Raw genomic sequence first — 17,132 nt, 5'->3', positions numbered from 1 at the left:
GTGCTGAATATGCTCGCAGAGGCTACGATAACAGAACTTTCGAAAGAACAGAAACCTCAGACCTTCAGCGAAAACAGAAATGTAGCTCGCTCTGGCGGCGAGGTTGCAGGTAACGCCCGGCGCGACATTGAGAACAGAACCGGCAAACCTGTCATCACTGAAAAGAACGCTGTTGATTTCTCACGACTGCTTGGCAACGTTATTGAAGTTGCGGCAAGCAATGAAGACGATGGAGATAAGTCCGGTTCAGGAGGCAAGGACGAATGAAACTACGATTCAAGCACCAGAAGTTCCAGGCGGATGCGGCTAAGGCCGTATGTGACGTGTTTGCCGGGCAGCCTTACCTCACGCCCAGTTATATGATGGATAAGGGTTTAGGAGACGGATACCTCTTCGAGCATGGGGTCACCGGCTTCGGCAACTCCCGGCTGGTGCCGGAATTGAGCGACAGAGTTATCCTGGAAACCATCAATAAAATCCAACGCAGCAATCAGATTGAACCTTCCAAGCAACTGGAGGGGCGTTATAATCTGACTGTAGAAATGGAAACCGGTGTCGGGAAAACGTATACCTACATCAAGACCATGTACGAGCTGAACAAGCGCTACGGCTGGAGCAAGTTTATAATCGTCGTGCCCAGCGTGGCCATCCGGGAGGGTGTGTATAAGTCTTTCCAGATCACTGAAGATCATTTTACTGAGGAATACGGCAAAAAAATCCGGTATTTCATCTATAATTCGTCGCAGCTTACCGAGATAGACCGCTTCGCTTCCGACAGCGCCATCAACGCGATGATCATCAACTCTCAGGCCTTTAACGCCCGGGGCAAGGACGCCCGGCGCATCTATATGAAGCTGGACGAGTTTCGCAGCCGCAAGCCCATCGATATCCTGTCCAAAACCAATCCCATCCTGATTATCGACGAGCCCCAGTCGGTGGAAGGCGCGGCCACCAAGGAACGCTTAAAAGAGTTCAATCCGCTGTTCACTTTGCGTTATTCTGCTACCCATAAAAAGGAAAGCGTATACAATATGATTTACCGCCTGGACGCCATGGAGGCCTACAATAAGAAGCTGGTTAAAAAGATTGCCGTCAAGGGCATTTCCGTCACCGGCAGCACGGCTACGGAAGGGTATGTATATCTGGAAAGCATTAATCTCTCCAAAGGCAACCCCACTGCCACCATTGAATTTGACATAAAGGGAGCAAAGGGAATCCGTAAGGCGACACGCATTGTCGGCGAAGGGTATAATCTGTTCCCCAATTCCGGCGAGCTGGCGGAATATAGAAATGGATATACTGTACTGCGAATCGACGGGCGGGACAGCTCTATCGAATTTACTAACGGCATCAAGCTGTTTGCCGGAGATGTAATCGGTGCGGTCAGCGAAGATCAGCTCAGACGCATCCAAATCCGTGAAACCATCCTCTCTCATATCGAACGGGAGCGGCGCTTATTCTATAAAGGTATCAAGGTTCTGTCACTTTTCTTTATCGACGAGGTGGCCAAGTACAGGCAGTACGACTCCGCCGGGCAAGCATTTAACGGATTCTATGCCGATATGTTCGAGGAAGAATATAAACAGATCATCGGTAATCTTCAGCTTGAAATCGGTGATGGTGATGGGTATCTGCAGTATCTTGACAGCATAACTGCTGAAGAAACCCATGCCGGGTATTTTTCCATCGATAAAAAGAGCCATCGCATGATAGACAGCAAACTGAGCAACAGAAGAGAGCGCACCTCCGATGACGCGGATGCCTATGACCTGATTATGAAAAACAAGGAGCGCCTGCTGGACCGCCGCGAGCCAGTGAGATTTATTTTCTCTCACTCTGCCCTCCGCGAAGGTTGGGATAATCCGAATGTTTTTCAAATCTGTACTCTCAAGCAGAGTGGCAGCGATGTCCGCAAACGGCAGGAGGTCGGGCGTGGCTTGCGGCTGTCCGTAAATCAGGACGGCGAGCGCATGGATACGAATCTGCTGGGCGAAGATGTCCATAACATCAATGTGCTTACCGTTGTCGCCAACGAAAGTTATGACAGCTTCGCCAAGGAGCTTCAAATTGAACTCGCCGAGGCTGTAGCAGATCGGCCGCGCATGGTAACAGTGGATTTGTTCAAGAACAAGGTTATTAAAGACGCAAATGGTGCTGAACAGGTGGTGGATATAGACCTTGCCCAAAGCATTTACGAGGGGCTTATCACCGGCGGATATCTGAAGAAAGGCGTCCTTACCGACAAGTATTACGAGGATAAGAAGAACGGTAATATCGAGTTGGCGGAGGAAGCCGCGGATTGCATAGAGTCTGTCATAGCAATTCTCGACTCCATTTATGATAGCCGATCCATGCAGCCGGAGAACGCCCGCAAAAACAATGTTGAACTGAAACTGGACAAATCAAAGCTAGGCTTGCCGGAATTCCAGAAGCTCTGGGCGCAGATCAACGCCAAGTCCGTATATGTGGTGGAATTCGACCAGAAGGAACTGATTCAAAAGGCCATATCGGCGCTGAATCAGGGGCTTCGTGTTTCCAGGATATTTTTCAAGGTCGAAACCGGCACGATGACCGACATCCAATCACGCGAGCAGCTGTGGCAAGGAGCCGCCTTTGTGAAAGAGGAAAACGAGGTCTATAAGGCTGAAATCGCCTCCAGCGCGGCGGTGAAATATGACTTGGTGGGAAAAGTCGTCGCCGAAACAGGGCTTACCCGAAAAGCCGTCGTGAGCATACTGCAGGGCATTGAAAAGAATGTCTTTGGCCAGTTTGCCAGCAACCCGGAGGAATTTATTATCAAGGCGGCGCAGATCATCAATGAACAAAAAGCCACGGCGATCATCCAGCACATTACTTACGACAAACTGGATGCCGTCTATGACACCACCGTTTTCACCGAGCCTACATTAAAGGGACAACTTGGCGTGAACGCGATGGCGGCGAAAAAGCATTTATATGACCACATCCTCTATGATTCCGCCAACGAGAAAGCCTTTGCGGAAAGCGTTGATACCAGCAGTGAGGTAGCGGTCTATGTGAAGCTGCCGAACGGCTTTTACATCAGTACGCCGGTCGGAAAATACAACCCGGACTGGGCTATTGCATTCTATGAAGGCAAGGTGAAGCATATCTACTTTGTCGCAGAAACGAAAGGCTCCATGTCCACCATGCAATTGCGCGAAATAGAGAAAGCAAAAATTCACTGCGCCCGCGAGCACTTCAGGGCGATCAGCACCGATTCTGTTGTGTATGACGTGGCGGACAGTTATGCGGCGTTGTTGGATAAGGTGATGAGTTGATTTACTGCGCGAACTATTGATTCTGACGAGTGGGGGTCCGATAAGTTTTTCCCTATTAAACCGCGCCTTTAACCGCAGTTTTTTGACTATACCCTGAGTATAGTCGTGTTCTGCTATAATTAGGCTAATATTGATATGAAAAGAGATATGGTTTTGCACGACGATTCAGATCAGCCCTCCATAATCCCGGATGACACGGATGAAGAATACGGCAGATTTCGGCAGCGCTCGCCTCTGTTAAGAGTGATAGCTGCCTTGGTAGTGATAGGATTTCTGCTTCTGGCCCTGCCCAATATTTCCCGGCTCCTGGATTCAAATCCCCGGCTTAGCCAGGACCCGGCCTTAAACCGGGATCCGGTCGCATCGGCGGCCCGTCCGGCCATTGTGTCCATAGAGGCGCAGACTCAGGATGGCTTGGGGATCACGGTAAAAAGGGGAACCGGCTTCAACATCAGTGAAGACGGACTGATCATCACCAATCAGCATGTGGTATCCGGGGCTGCTGTGGTGAGCGTCGTTTTTATCGACGGTAAAAAATACTTTAGCAAAGACTGGGTGCAGGTCGGGGATACCGATCTGGCGGTGGTGGACATTGAGGCTCAGAACCTGCCCTGCTTAAGGCTAAACCACAGCGCTCCGCAAGCAGACCAGGCCGTGGTTGTAATCGGAAATCCTTTGAACATGGAACGACTGATCCAAAAGGGCGCCATAAGCGATGTCAGCATTCCGGCTAAAGGCAAAGGCCTCGCCTATATCGAGATTCTCGTCACCGCGGCTCCCGGACTAAGCGGCAGTCCGGTAATTGATGGATCAGGCCAGGTAATAGCGGTGGTTTATGCCGCCAGAAAACATGATCAGTCCGGTCAGAATACCACTGCGCTGGCCATACCGCTCAGTGCGGTGCAAGACGATTTGCACCAGGCCCTGCTCCAGCTGCGATAAGCTTAACCGCCTATGGTTTATCGCGAATGACGGTTACTGAAGTGGAGTCAAACATGGCGAAAACCTCGTCGCCTTTATTAAGATTCATATCTTTGGCGGCATTGGCGGTGATGGTGGCAGTTACCAACTGGTCTCCGATATCAATCTGAACTTCTGTCATTTCCTGGCCTTGTTTTACAGTCATTATTTTTCCCACCAGTTTATTGGCATCACTCATGCGCATAAATAATAGCTCCTTTTTGTCTTTAGTTTTGATTAGTATGTGCAAATCGAAAAGAAACCAACAAACACCTTGAGCTACTTGTCAACAGAGGGCAGGAAAGGCATATAAGCTAATGTTTATCTCGTATTATATTGTTATATAAGCTATTCTGTCGTTTTAAGCCTATTATTATAAATATATGTTTAAATAAGTTCTGACTTAATATTTCTGTCAATCCGACCCGCTGCCAATCGTGTTGTGATAACTTCACCCCAGTTTGCGGACAATATGGTAAACTGCAGATAGTGTTTGTGTTGACAGGATTTTCCCTGGTTTAAACTGGATTTTCGGGTGATAATTTTGCATATCAAAACTGCCTATTGGGCCGGACTTAAACGTTCTTATACAGTTGTCAAATTGTTTGTCGATATCTTTTGGGCATTTTACTCGCTGCGCTTCAAGAAAATTGTTCACAGACCGGAATGGGTGGAGGAACAGCGGCGGCTTTTATACGCTTCTCAGGCTCGTTACTTCAGAGTAACCGCAGTCGAATTGGGAGGACTGTTGATTAAGCTGGGGCAATTCCTCAGCACCAGGGTCGATATCCTTCCTCAAGCTTCGATTCAGGAATTGGCCGGCCTTCAGGATGAGGTGGCCGAGGTGCCTTTTGAAGAAATACGTATCCAGGCTGAAAGTGAATTAAAACAGCCCCTGAACTCTGTTTTCGCACACTTCGACCCACAACCCCTGGCATCAGCGTCTCTGGGACAGGTTCATACCGCCTTCCTGGCGGACGGCAGAAAAGCCGCGGTTAAAATTCAGCGCCCCGGCATCGATGAACTGGTTGAAATCGATTTGAAATCCATCCGCAAAGTAGTGGAATTTATTAAAAGATTCACGGAGTGGCAGCGATTTATCGATTTAGACGCTATTTACGAGGAATTTGCCGAAACCCTCAGAGCAGAACTGGATTATATACAGGAAGGGCACAACGCTGAAACCGTTGCCGCCAACAGTAAAGAAGATCATCTTTTTGCGGCTCCGGCCATCTACTGGGAATATACTTCCCGGCGGATTTTAACCATGGAATTCATGGAAGGCATTAAAATCACCGAACATGCGCAGATTGCTGCGGCGGGGTTGGACCGCAAGAAGATTGCGGCCCAGTTGCTGGGCATTTATGTACGCCAGATATTAATCGACGGCTTTTATCATGCCGACCCTCATCCCGGCAACCTCTTTGTTACTCCCGGCGGAGTAGTTGTCATGGTCGATTTTGGAATGGTCGGTACGGTATCGGGTGAAATGCGTCCTCTATTGGTGGAACTGGTTTTGGCCATCACCCGGCGCGACTATTTTGCGGTGGTCGAGCAGCTAAAAAGACTGGGATTTTTGCGTCGTGATACAGACAATATGCTCCTGGTTCGAGCGGTATCCATATTTCTGGAGCATACCCTGGGAAGCGGGCAGGAAATCAATCAAACCGATCTGCAGGATTTCCTCAAGGATTTGGAACGCCTGCTTTACGAACAGCCTTTTCAGATTCCGGCCCGCTTTACCTTCCTGGGCCGGGCATTGGGTACATTGTACGGCATTTGCGTAGATTTGGATCCCGATATAAACTTTGTTGAAGTATCACGTCCTTATGTCGATAAATTCCTGGGCAGTGAGAATACGGTTTATACCATTGCCTTCGACAAGGCCCGGGGCCTGGCCAAAGCAATGATTGATATTCCCGGTTTGCTGGAACGTGTGCTTATCAAAGCGGAGCGCGGTGACCTGCATATTAAAATGGACGCCCCCGATTTTAAAGAGAGCATGGCAGAGAATACCCGGGCTATGATTTCCCTGGGATGGGCTCTGGTTTTTGGTTTTATATTGCTGGCTTCTACTTATTTACTCACTCAGCAGTATCTATGGGAGGCCCGCATAGGAGCCGGGCTGTCTTTGCTGTCTCTGTTCTTCATGATCTTAAGCCGGCGCAAACCGGGTAGGCGAAAGGCCCCGCACCCGCCTATTCTGGTTCGCCGCGGCCCGGAATAAGGAGGAGGGCGATGTCAGAGAGATTTGTTCCCGAAGAACTGCAGAGATTATCAAAAGGAAAGATTGCCAGGCTGCCGCCTTGTGTACAATTGCTTCAAGGTAATCCCTTAGAGGTGGACGCAGGCCAAAAAGTGACCCATCTCTTCCCGGTCTCAGAACAGTTTACTAATGCGGTGGGCTCTATGCAGGGCGGCTTTATTACCGCCGCCTTCGACAATGTGTTTGGCCATCTGGGCTACATGATTTCCGCAGGCAGACAGATCGCTACCCTGGATATCAATACTACTTTTATCCGCCCCGTATTCCCCGGAGATCAGCTGCGGATAACCGTACACCTCAAGCATTGCGGCAAAACCGTAGCATATATGGAAGGGGAGGCCGTAAATTCTGAAGGCCATACCATTGCCTGCGCCCAGACCCATATAATTTTTTTAAATGAATAAATCAGTTTATTATTACTGTTTATTCAAGACGACCCCAGGCTTGGAATAGTAATTATCATATCATTTCGTTGAGTTAAGCGAAATGATTGTCAATTTTAAGATAATTTCCTCATGTCTAGGGCCATAAACATATATTTAGTAGTTTCATAGCTTATTTAGCGGAATTTTAGTTTTCTTCTAAACATTTGTTAGGCATATGGTTAAAGTACTTTGACATATGGCTGCTTTAAAGAAAACTACATATTTAAGAGGTGCTGTGCAATAACTGTGGAAACTATAAATACATGCTGATGAAAACTGCCTGCCCAGTACAAGTGAGGAGGATGTAATATGCTTTTTGAACCTATTAAAATCCACAACCTGATGATTAAAAACCGCATCGTTATGCCGGGATTTCATTTGAACTACGTCCAGGAGGGAGCCGTCACCGAAAAACTGATCAATTTCTATGAGGCCCGTTCCAAAGGTGGAACCGGACTGATAATGATTGGCGGGGCTGCGATTGAACCCAACGGGGTTTTCGCGGGTTGGATTTCTATGCATGAAGACGGTCTTATACCGGGACATAAGCGCTTGACCGATGCGGTGAAATCCCATGGCGCCCGGATCGGCCTGCAATTGTTGCAGCAAGGCCGCTACTCGGCCGGTTTTACTGAAGGAAAAGACGTTTTTGCACCTTCGGCGGTGCGCTCGCGAATGACCGGGTGTATACCCCGGGAGTTGACCCGGGAAGAGATTCAAAAAGTGATAATGGATTTCGGCGCTGCCGCCAGGCGCGCACGGGAAGCCGGCTATGACCTGGTCGAAATCAGTAGCTCAGCGGGATATATCATCAATCAATTTCTGTCGCCTTTTACCAATCTGCGCCAGGATGAATATGGAGGTTCCCTGCCGAATAGGATGCGTTTTGGCCTGGAGGTCATCGCCGAGGTACGCCGTCAGGTGGGCCCGGATTATCCAATCAGTGTGCGTCTGGGTGGCCAGGATTATATAGAAGGGGGGGCCACCTGGCAGGATGTGCAGGTCTTTGCGAAAGAGCTGGAAAAAGCCAGCGTAAACCTCTTCAATGTTACCGGGGGATGGCATGAAACCGCCATCCCGCAGTTGAACGGAGATGTCCCGGCCGGTGCTTACAGCTATTTAGCGGGTAAGATTAAAAGCCAGGTAGCAGTGCCGGTGGTAGCCAGCAATCGCATTGCTTCCCCCCGGATTGCCGAGCAGGTGCTTTTAGCAGGAAAGGCCGACATGGTTTCAGTGGCCCGCGGCCTCCTGGCTGATCCGGAGTGGCCCGAGAAGGCTCGAAAAGGCCATAAGCCCCTCAGGAAGTGCATTGCCTGCATGCTGTGCCTGGATCAAATATTCAAACGCCAGCCGGTGATATGCGCGGTTAATCCGCTTTGCGGCGACGATAACCAGGTGATACCGGCTGCAGAGATCAAACGGAAAATACTGGTGGTCGGGGCCGGCCCGGCCGGACTGGAAGCGGCCTGTACCCTGGCAGAGCGGGGGCACCAGGTTACCGTGTGGGAAAAGCAAGAGGCTATTGGGGGACAGTGGCGTTTGGCGGCAGTCCCGCCGGGAAAAGCCGATTTTTTGCCTCTATTAAGCTATTATGAAGAACGTATGGCTCAAGCCGGAGTGGAATTGATATTGGGCAAGCCCGCCACCCCTGAAGAAACCCTGGCCCGGGGGGCAGATGCGGTGATTATTGCCAGCGGAGCCCAGCCGGTGAGCGAAGTGCCTTTTCCCTGTGAGACGGTCCGGGTTTTGCAGGCCTGGGAAGTGCTGGCCGGGGCTCCGGTAGAAGGTTCCAACATATTGGTGGTCGGCGGGGGCTCGGTAGGCTGTGAGACTGCCTTATACCTGGCTGAACAGGGCGCCCTGGATGCGGATACTGCCAAATTCATGCTCATCCACGAGGCGGAACCGCCCGATGAGATCCGAAAACTGTTGCTGACCGGGAGTTATAAAATTACTATCGTAGAACAACAAAAGAGTCTGGCTCGTGACATGAACAATGCCACCCGCTGGCTGCTGCTCAAAAATCTTGATATGTTCGGGGTAAACATTTACACTCAAGCTTCTGTTGAGGGAGTCTCCGCATCAGGTGCGACACTGCGGCAAGACGATGCTCCGCTGACTATTAAAGCCGACACGGTCGTCCTGGCGTTGGGGGCCAGGGCAGACAACGCCTTATATGAAGCCCTGACCGGTCAGCCTGATGTTTACCTGTTGGGAGACGCCCGGCGTCCCGGAAAGGTTCATGAGGCCATACATGAGGCCCACAAGCTGGCCTGCAGTCTATGAGCCTGCCATACAAAGATTATGGAGAAAATGGATAGGGGACAATAGTATGAAAAATATGCAGTTTGCGATACTGGGGCTGGGCCGTTTCGGTTTCAGCCTGGTCAAGGAGCTGAGCCGCATGGGGCTGGATGTCCTGGCGGTGGATTCTGATCCTAACAAGGTTAATCTGGCCCGCGACATCGCTACCTACGCGGTGGAGGCTGACAGCACTGATGAACAGGTCTTAAAAACCCTGGGAATACGCAATTTTGACGTAGTGGTGGTGGCTATCGGAGAGAACGTACAGTCCAATATTCTGACCACCATTTTGCTCAAAGACATGGAAGTTCCCATGGTAGTCTCCAAAGCCCAAAACCACCTGCATGGCCGGGTACTCGAAAAGATCGGCACCGACCTGGTCGTCTATCCGGAGCGGGACATGGCGATTCGGGTGGCCCAGTCACTCTTGACCAAAAGCGTACTTGATCATATTAACCTGTCCAGTGAATACAGTATTCTGGAGATCATTACCCCTGCTTTGTTTGTCGGTAAGACCCTCCAGGAGAGCAATATCCGGGAAAAGCATAATGTTAATATTATCGCCATTAAACGCGGGGAAGAGATCATTGTTAATCCCACCTCCAACCAGACCGTCCTTGCCAACGATATCCTGGTGGTTCTAGGTAAAAACATTTATCTCGATAAACTCAGCGATCTTTAGCAGTAATAGTTCGGAGGATATGGATGGGCAGTTTTCGTTTGAGTCCGCCGCAGGTGGTAGCAGGCGGTTTCATTCTGCTAATAATACTGGGCAGCCTGCTATTAGCCACCCCCTGGGCCACGGCCAACGGTGAAAGCGATGGGCTGACAGCCGTCTTTACCGCTACTTCGGCGGTCTGTGTCACCGGTTTGATAGTGGAAGACACCGCTACTTACTGGAGTTTTTTTGGGCAGGTTGTCATCATGCTTTTGATGCAGTTAGGCGGTTTGAGCATTATGGCCATGGCTACCTTTTATGCGCTCTTGTTTGGGAAACGCATCGCCTTGCGGCAGCGAATGTTCATGCAAGCCGCCATTAACAAATCTTCGCCGGGAGGAATAGTCAGCCTTTTCCGCTATCTGATTATTTTTAGCCTGGGGATTGAGCTGGCCGGAGCTTTGCTTTTGACTTTGCATTGGATCCCTCAAATGGGCTTTACCAAGGCGCTTTATTTCGGATTGTTCCACTCCATTTCCGCGTTTAACAACGGCGGCTTTGATTTGTTCGGCAATTTTGCCAGTTTGTCCGGCTTCAGAACCGACGCCCTGACAAATTTGGTTATTTCCATCCTCATCATTGCGGGAGGACTGGGTTTTGTAGTCATCGCTGAAATCATCAGCTTTAGAAGCCGCGGTCGCTTCTCCCTGCACAGCAAGATCGTGCTCTCCACCACTGCAGTGTTGCTGCTCCTGGGAACTCTCTTCATATTGGTGGCAGAATACAATCATGCTTTGCAGGAATTATCTTTCCCCGGCAAGGTGTTGACCGCCTACTTTCACTCCGTAACCCGCACCGCCGGTTTTGTGACTATGGATATCACCACCCTTTTTCAAGGCACCCAGTTCTTAATGATCCTCTTGATGTTCATCGGCGGTTCTCCGGGCTCCACCGCAGGCGGGATGAAAACCGTGACTTTTACCGTGGTTTGGGCGGCCATACTCAGCCAGATGCAGGGTAAAAAGGATGTCGAAATCTTCAGAAGGCGCATTCCTCAGCAGGACGTTATCCGGGCTCTGGCTATTATCGCCATGTCCGGTTTTTATGTCTGTGCCAGCATTCTGCTGCTTACCTTTATACAAGGAGCCGATAGCCTGAACAAAATCGTTTTTGAGGTGGTTTCCGCCTTTGCTACGGTGGGGCTGTCATTGAACTACACTCCGGAGTTGAACACTCTGGGCAGGCTAATGATCATTCTTACCATGTTTGTTGGCAGGGTGGGGCCCTTGACTCTGGCGGTGGCATTTGCTCAAAAAGAACGGCAGGTTGATATTCGCTACGCCGAGGAAGAAGTCATGATCGGTTGAGCCAGGCAAGCAGGGACGGTGACAAAAAGGACTGTCCAGGACCACTGTGGTCATGCCTCCGGCTCCAGCAGGGAGAGAGCAGCTACAGAAAATGCCCTAATCGCAATCACTAGCGGCTATAAGGCCATGACCGTTAATTATGCTCCGAATCATATCGCTAAAACCGGATAAACGCTTAAATAAAGTCATAGGCCTGGACCAGATCGTTTAGCTGGTATTTTAGAGCGGGGCGGTAGAGGATAGTTTTCTCTGCTTGGCTGGGCACGCGGTGCACGTAAAAAAGCAGAGCGAGCGACGGAAGTGAAGAACAAGACGCGCAATAGGCCCGCGATTGAGGCGTACAAATAGTACGTTGATTGAGCGGACCTATTGAGCAACGCAGTTATTCGTTTTTGTCGACGATCTGAGCTGAGCGGTTTTGCCGCTCAGTTACGCAATCATATGGAAATCTAATGAAAACCGGAGTTGACGACCTTCACTATAGGAGGTTTCACCCGGCGCCTCTTCCTTATTATCCGACCTGGGTGGATAGGAAAACAGGCAGCGTCATATGACCGACCTGTTCCTGAAGCTCTTCGATTTCATCTATATGGCGGTCTTCATCGTTTAGGATTTGTTGCAGTATTTCCCGAGTGGCGTAATCATTTACGTCTCCCGCCAACTTTATGGCCTGATTATAAGCCGCAATGGCTCCTGCTTCTGCCAGACGGTCGTTTTCGAGCTGTTTGGGAATCTCACTGCCGATATGGATATCTTTGAGCTGACTCACGATGGGCACGCCTTCGAGGAAAAGTATTCTCGAAATCAAGGTCTCGGCATGTTTCATTTCAGTAATAGCCCGCTTTTCAAATTGATCATGCAGTTTACCATAGCCCCAACTCGCACACATTTCAGAATGGACGATGTACTGGTTGATTGCGGTCAGTTCGTCGGCCAGCAGTGAATTCAAGGCTTCGATAAGCTTGGGATCTCCTTTCACGTCAAGTCCTCCCTTCTTATATCAAAAATACAAACAATTATAATTATACAATATCATCCAGCCGGGCTTGAGGCAAATGAATTGTACCATAATGTCAAATGGCGGCTTTGGCTACTCAGTACCCAGTGGTTTTGCTGTTCCTCTGCATCGCCGCTTACCAGTCCTTCTTCATGAATCAGTTGGGGGGTTAAACATTTTACCTGATATTCCGATGGCATCAGATTATTTGGAGGGAGTTTCGACATCATATTCCTGCCCCGGCAATGTTATTTCAACCCCCTGAGGCAAAAGCCACAACTCGATCATGCTTTTACAGCATGGGCACATGCCTTGGGCGAGCTTCTCCGGCTGGCAAACGCCAAGGATATTAATATTTACTGTCATCCCCATCGTTTCTTGGCCGTCTTGGTCGTGGCGATCTTCAGGCGGTTTTTCCCGCGGTTTGAGATGAAACTTAATGGGCGTGAACAAAGTCATGATTTTGGCCAAGACTTTTTTCAGTTTATGCGCAGGGTTTGAATCCGGTTTTTCAGGCCTGTGCGTCGTCCCTGGTCGGAGTTCCGGCATCTTGTTGGTACCTCCCGTATTTTTAAAACCTGGGGTTTATTGTGCAAAATTAAACGGACTGTTCAATTGTCCTTAAAGAAATTCTCAATATCAACGCCCAGAATCTGTGATATTTTATACAAGTCGGTGGATTCAATCGATCGTCTATTTCTCTCTATGTTGCTCAGCCATTGGGGTGTTCGCCCCATTTTACCGGCCACCCATTCCAGGGTTACGCCTTTGCTTTTTCGGATTCTTGCAATGTTCTGCCCAATTCTCAGCCATTCCCTCTTCCCCATGTTTTCACTCCCATGAAACAAAACGTTTAAGGATGGTCTTAGTATAAGGGAGAATATGGAAGCCGTCAACACATTTAGTTTAAAGATTTATTCTCTGCGTTTAAATTTGGTAAACTAGGTGCGAGGAGTGAGGCGGATGAGCTTAGGAGAAAGACTGCGATCAGCTCGAGAGGAAAAAGGTTGGAAGCAAACCTACGTGGCAAAGATATTGGGGATTACCAGCCAATCTTTATCCAACTACGAACGGGGAGACCGGGACCCGGACACCTCTTTGTTAGCCCGGTTGGCTGATTTGTATGAAGTGACTACAGACTATTTGCTCGGCCGTGACCAGATAGAAGTAAAAATGGAGATCGACCCGGAGGAAATAAAAACTGTGTACGACATGGACAAATTGGCCGAAGAACTCAGACAATCTTTGAACCAGGCCCTGGCTGAAGGGGTCTTGACGGAAGACCAGGCCAAACAAACTCTTGACATCGCCCGGCAGACCATGAAGCTGATCATCGATTCGAAAAAAGGCCAATAGAAGGACATAGATGGCGCCCAAAACCACTCTGCACACAACCCGGTCAGTGTTGTTGCCGGAGGCATAGGCGGCGGAGCTGTGAGTTATATAAATACAGCCCAAGGGCGAAAATCCCGGAATTCCTTAATGAATTCCGCAAGCGGACCAAGATTGAACCTAAGAACGCAGAATTAAAAAGAATCCATGAATCGGGCAAAGGCTACGGTCTATGAAGCATCCGCATTCAGGCCAAACTAACAGCTCTGGCACATAATTTAAAGCGGATAACCAAGCTGGTATCCGCTTTACAAGACCTGAATAATCATTTGGGCAGTTGCTGCAGCGCCGATTATTGATTAACCGATCAGATTGGATCAGAAAATATGCAATAACAGTTTAAAAGACTATGCTTTCAGTGGTATCGGACCGTCCCTATTTGTCACCGTCCCCGGTTACCTCTGTTCTAATTCAGGCTTATCTGAACCAGGTTACCTTTTGCTTCAATTCCGGGTCCAGGCGGGGTGGGGCTTTGGGTATATATTCCGGGTACCCTATGGGTGTAACCGCAACGATCTCTTTGTCCTCTCCGATGGAAAGCAGCTCGCGCAAAAAGGCCTCCTCCTGCAAGGGTCCAGTCATCCAGCAACTTCCTAATCCTTCGGCACAGGCTGCCAGCAACAGGTTTTCAAAGGCCGCACATACCCCCTCCAGGTGCATTTTGCGCATCACATCTTTTTTCTGAACCGGAGCCAGAGCTATGATAACCAAAGGCGCCCCGAAAAAATTACGTACGTTGTTTAAATAGGCCTCGCGTTTGTCCGCTTCCATTTTAGCCGCCATGGGTTCATAAATGCGGGCCAGACTTTCGCCCATGGATTTGAGTTTGGTTCCGCTGACTACCACGAACTCCCATGATTGCGTATTCATTCCCGAAGGGGCCCAGTTGGCGGCATCAAGGATTCTGTAGACAATGTCTTCAGGGACCCTATCGGGTTTGTACTTGCGCACCGCTCTGCGGTTTCGAATCACTTCATAAAACTCCATACCATCTACCTCCTTCTAGACTAATATCCATTTTGCTCGGCAATGATATGCTTAACACCAATCCGTTCCTGTTGTCACAGGCGACGGGACGGCCTACAGCATCACTGGAAATAATGGACCATACACCTGCAGCCACAGCCGATTGGCCTCATAATAATTCTCATTCAATTCATGCTCAACCGCCTGGGAGGCAAGCTTAAAATCATCATTGGCGTAGGCGCCAAAATCCTCTGTAGAGGGTAATTCCCGGTTGCTGCCCTGCGCATAGTATATTGCCTGGTTTTTTCTGCGGCCGGCCAGGTATTCCAGAAAGTCCCGCCCCATAATACCGTAATATCCGAAAGCTGTATCATTATTCTCCCATTCATCCATGAAGCTGACCACCAGGGTATCCAGGAGCATTCCGGAAATCGGCACATTGCGGGCAGCTCTCCAGGCTCTCATCATTCTGGCCAGGTGTTTGGTTTTACCGGTATATCGAAAATTCGAATCTTCAATGACTTCAATTTCCCGAAGCGGATTAAAAGTTGACCAGCCGGTCATATTGTTCAGGTCAGGATAAATATAACTTTTCTTTAAACCGGGAAACGCAGGTATGATTTCAAACTGCAGATTGTGCAGAGAGGGTATGATGATATGGCACTGGTCAGATAGCTTCACCATGGGAAAGGCGTCTTCTATCAGGTCCCGCACTTCCTTGATCAGTACCCGGGGCGCTTTTTGCTGCCAGACTTCGAGGCGCTTTTGCACCCGCTGAGGCATTTCGTATAAAATATTGATATTGGCTACGCCCTTGATGGCGGTACCTCTGCCATACGAACCGATAAAGCGGGCGTATCTCAGTTCGGATCTGTTGCCGTAATAAGTCTGGTTCAACTGCCTGGTTATAGTGCGAAAGGTTTCCATAATAAATTCCGTGTGTTCAACGGCCAAATTGTCCAGAAAGGCTTGAAACTTATCTGCAACAGTGGAGGCAACTCTTTTGTCCATCTAAAAACCCCCCGACCCTATTTATTTTTTACCATTTTAACACATCAAGCTGTCCTCCGGCTAAATGGTTAGGTAAGGATGCGCATAAACAGCGGCGGGGTTATCCGAAATTGATTTTATCAGGCAACGGCACAAATCCGGCCTTCACCCCCTGGAGGGGCGGCGATAAGGCACCGGTACATATTCAACCGAGGGCATTTGGCGGGCCGGCTGGGGAAAGAGATCCATCAGCTCGTAGATGTAATCGGGCAGATTGCAGTTTACCGGCAGTCCCAGTTGGGACAGGGTAGAGCAGACCAGAGCGAAATCATGGGTCCAACGCCCTTCGCTCAGGATCTGGGCCAGATTTCTTGCCGCATCTTCATCCAAACGCGGCGTCATAACTTCCACAGCGGTCTCAAAGATCTGTGCAGTAGCCTTTTCCGCTACATCCGCGAGTATGATGGTTTCATCATCTATGTCTTTAACCGGCTTCTCGCGTAAAACCCGGATGATCGAGCTGGCCGGAAACTGCCCGATCTGCGGATCTATCGGGCCTAGAACCGCGTTTTCATCAAGCAGGATTTCGTCAGCCGCCAGGGCTATCAAGGTGCCGCCGGACATAGCGTAATGAGGAATGATTGCGGTGACCTTGGCAGGGTGTTTTCTCAAGGCCCGGGCTATCTGTTCGGCCGCCAGGGCTATTCCGCCCGGGGTGTGCAGGATGATGTCGATGGGCATATCGTCCGGTGTCAGTCGAATCGCGCGCAAAACCTTCTCCGAGTCCTCCATATCGATAAAGCGCCTCAACGGAATGCCTAAAAAACTGAGCGACTCCTGACGATGTATCAAGGTGATGACTCTGCTTTGGCGTTCCATCTCGATACGGCGCAGGAAGGCCAGCCGGGATGATAGAATGCGGCGTTGTTTGAGAACCGGAAGGAAGGCCATCAGCAAAAATACCAACCAGAAAAGTGAGCCTATATCGTACTGCATTGATATCATCCTCCTTATATAATCAGAAAAAGCCGGCTAAAAAATCCTCCGGCACTATAATTTTACACTGTAAGCCGTACAAGTCAAGTATAACCCCGAAATTCGGCGATATTCTACAAGATAGCCACCCCTTTTAGGGTGATTGCTCAACACCATTTCCTGCATCCCAGTATCGGCCCATACTGATGTTTGAACTTTTGGGCTAAAATAATAGTATAGAAATACTGTATGCCTGTTTATTTATAACAATTTTCGCAACCCTTACCTATTTGCATTATTCACAGCCAAATGGGCCAAGGGTATTACTGTTATTGGGGCAGCCTGTTATGATGGTTCGCTGGAGGAGGGGAGTAAATAGCAGAGAGAAAGTCGTTGTTTGATAAGAGTGATCATCTGATTTACAATGTTGTTCAGTATTACTTTGAAGGAAGGGGTGTCGTTTTGAAAAACCTTACCCAAAGGGGACTGTGGAGTTCCCTGCTGAGTGTACCGTTTATTCTTTTACAGCCGGC

Annotated in this window: 15 protein-coding genes and 2 pseudogenes; 10 read left to right on the top strand and 7 right to left on the bottom strand. The window is 49.4% G+C overall.

All coding sequences use genetic code 11. The annotated features are described in order from the left end of the window. The 3 genes and pseudogenes from B3W37_RS05120 to B3W37_RS05110 all read left to right on the top strand — a co-directional run. Positions 1 to 267: pseudogene (locus tag B3W37_RS05120) on the top strand (phage antirepressor protein); the annotation flags it as partial. Next, entirely contained in the window at positions 264 to 3,299 is a 3,036-nt protein-coding gene (locus tag B3W37_RS05115; protein WP_483174978.1) for a type III restriction-modification system endonuclease, read from the top strand. The pseudogene B3W37_RS05120 and the gene B3W37_RS05115, both read left to right, overlap by 4 nt. A gap of 135 nt (positions 3,300 to 3,434) precedes the next feature. After that, positions 3,435 to 4,241 (top strand): trypsin-like peptidase domain-containing protein, encoded by an 807-nt coding sequence (locus B3W37_RS05110; RefSeq protein WP_483174977.1) that lies wholly within the window; start codon positions 3,435 to 3,437, stop codon positions 4,239 to 4,241. A 10-nt stretch (positions 4,242 to 4,251) separates the two neighbouring features. Here B3W37_RS05110 and B3W37_RS05105 read toward each other — a convergent pair whose 3' ends face one another. After that, positions 4,252 to 4,464 carry a TOBE domain-containing protein gene (locus tag B3W37_RS05105; RefSeq protein ID WP_483174975.1) on the bottom strand — a complete coding sequence of 71 codons (213 nt, stop codon included), beginning with the start codon at positions 4,462 to 4,464 and terminating at the stop codon, positions 4,252 to 4,254. A gap of 330 nt (positions 4,465 to 4,794) precedes the next feature. On the opposite strand from B3W37_RS05105, the gene B3W37_RS05100 reads away from it, so the two are divergent. The 5 genes from B3W37_RS05100 (at position 4,795) to B3W37_RS05080 (ending at position 11,279) form a co-directional block, all read left to right on the top strand. Next, on the top strand, positions 4,795 to 6,486 hold the full coding sequence (locus B3W37_RS05100; RefSeq protein WP_483170580.1) for an ABC1 kinase family protein: 1,692 nt from the start codon (positions 4,795 to 4,797) through the stop codon (positions 6,484 to 6,486). An 11-nt stretch (positions 6,487 to 6,497) separates the two neighbouring features. Then, on the top strand, positions 6,498 to 6,929 hold the full coding sequence (locus B3W37_RS05095) for a PaaI family thioesterase (RefSeq protein ID WP_483170579.1): 432 nt from the start codon (positions 6,498 to 6,500) through the stop codon (positions 6,927 to 6,929). A gap of 330 nt (positions 6,930 to 7,259) precedes the next feature. Then, positions 7,260 to 9,236 (top strand): oxidoreductase, encoded by a 1,977-nt coding sequence (locus tag B3W37_RS05090; RefSeq protein ID WP_483174974.1) that lies wholly within the window; start codon positions 7,260 to 7,262, stop codon positions 9,234 to 9,236. A 46-nt stretch (positions 9,237 to 9,282) separates the two neighbouring features. Further along, a complete protein-coding gene (locus B3W37_RS05085) occupies positions 9,283 to 9,936 on the top strand; it encodes a potassium channel family protein (protein ID WP_483170574.1) in 654 nt (217 codons plus the stop codon). 23 nt (positions 9,937 to 9,959) lie between these two features. Further along, positions 9,960 to 11,279: a TrkH family potassium uptake protein gene (locus tag B3W37_RS05080; protein WP_483170572.1), complete on the top strand. Its 1,320-nt coding sequence runs from the start codon at positions 9,960 to 9,962 to the stop codon at positions 11,277 to 11,279. A 511-nt stretch (positions 11,280 to 11,790) separates the two neighbouring features. Here B3W37_RS05080 and bfr read toward each other — a convergent pair. The 3 genes from bfr to B3W37_RS05065 all read right to left on the bottom strand — a co-directional run bounded on the left by bfr (position 11,791) and on the right by B3W37_RS05065 (position 13,103). Next, a complete protein-coding gene (gene bfr, locus B3W37_RS05075; protein WP_483170571.1) occupies positions 11,791 to 12,258 on the bottom strand; it encodes a bacterioferritin in 468 nt (155 codons plus the stop codon). Positions 12,259 to 12,480: 222 nt separating this feature from the next. Beyond that, positions 12,481 to 12,825 (bottom strand): hypothetical protein, encoded by a 345-nt coding sequence (locus B3W37_RS05070; RefSeq protein WP_483174973.1) that lies wholly within the window; start codon positions 12,823 to 12,825, stop codon positions 12,481 to 12,483. 62 nt (positions 12,826 to 12,887) lie between these two features. Next, on the bottom strand, positions 12,888 to 13,103 hold the full coding sequence (locus B3W37_RS05065) for a helix-turn-helix domain-containing protein (RefSeq protein WP_481039037.1): 216 nt from the start codon (positions 13,101 to 13,103) through the stop codon (positions 12,888 to 12,890). A gap of 136 nt (positions 13,104 to 13,239) precedes the next feature. On the opposite strand from B3W37_RS05065, the gene B3W37_RS05060 reads away from it, so the two are divergent. Then, positions 13,240 to 13,632: a helix-turn-helix domain-containing protein gene (locus B3W37_RS05060; protein WP_481039039.1), complete on the top strand. Its 393-nt coding sequence runs from the start codon at positions 13,240 to 13,242 to the stop codon at positions 13,630 to 13,632. Between the two features lie 80 nt (positions 13,633 to 13,712). Next, positions 13,713 to 13,931 (top strand): annotated as a pseudogene (locus tag B3W37_RS05055) (IS5/IS1182 family transposase); the annotation flags it as partial. A 154-nt stretch (positions 13,932 to 14,085) separates the two neighbouring features. Here B3W37_RS05055 and B3W37_RS05050 read toward each other — a convergent pair. From B3W37_RS05050 to B3W37_RS05040, 3 genes are all read right to left on the bottom strand, one after another. Further along, entirely contained in the window at positions 14,086 to 14,655 is a 570-nt protein-coding gene (locus tag B3W37_RS05050; protein WP_481039041.1) for a nitroreductase family protein, read from the bottom strand. A 93-nt stretch (positions 14,656 to 14,748) separates the two neighbouring features. Then, a complete protein-coding gene (locus tag B3W37_RS05045; protein ID WP_481039043.1) occupies positions 14,749 to 15,645 on the bottom strand; it encodes an SMODS domain-containing nucleotidyltransferase in 897 nt (298 codons plus the stop codon). A 144-nt stretch (positions 15,646 to 15,789) separates the two neighbouring features. Continuing rightward, positions 15,790 to 16,620 (bottom strand): SDH family Clp fold serine proteinase, encoded by an 831-nt coding sequence (locus B3W37_RS05040; RefSeq protein WP_481039045.1) that lies wholly within the window; start codon positions 16,618 to 16,620, stop codon positions 15,790 to 15,792. Positions 16,621 to 17,132 lie beyond the last annotated feature (512 nt).

It is taken from the genome of Syntrophomonas sp. UBA5494, assembly GCF_002426325.1.
The sequence above is the reverse complement of the archived record's forward strand: the minus strand, read 5'-3'. Positions and strand labels throughout refer to the sequence as shown.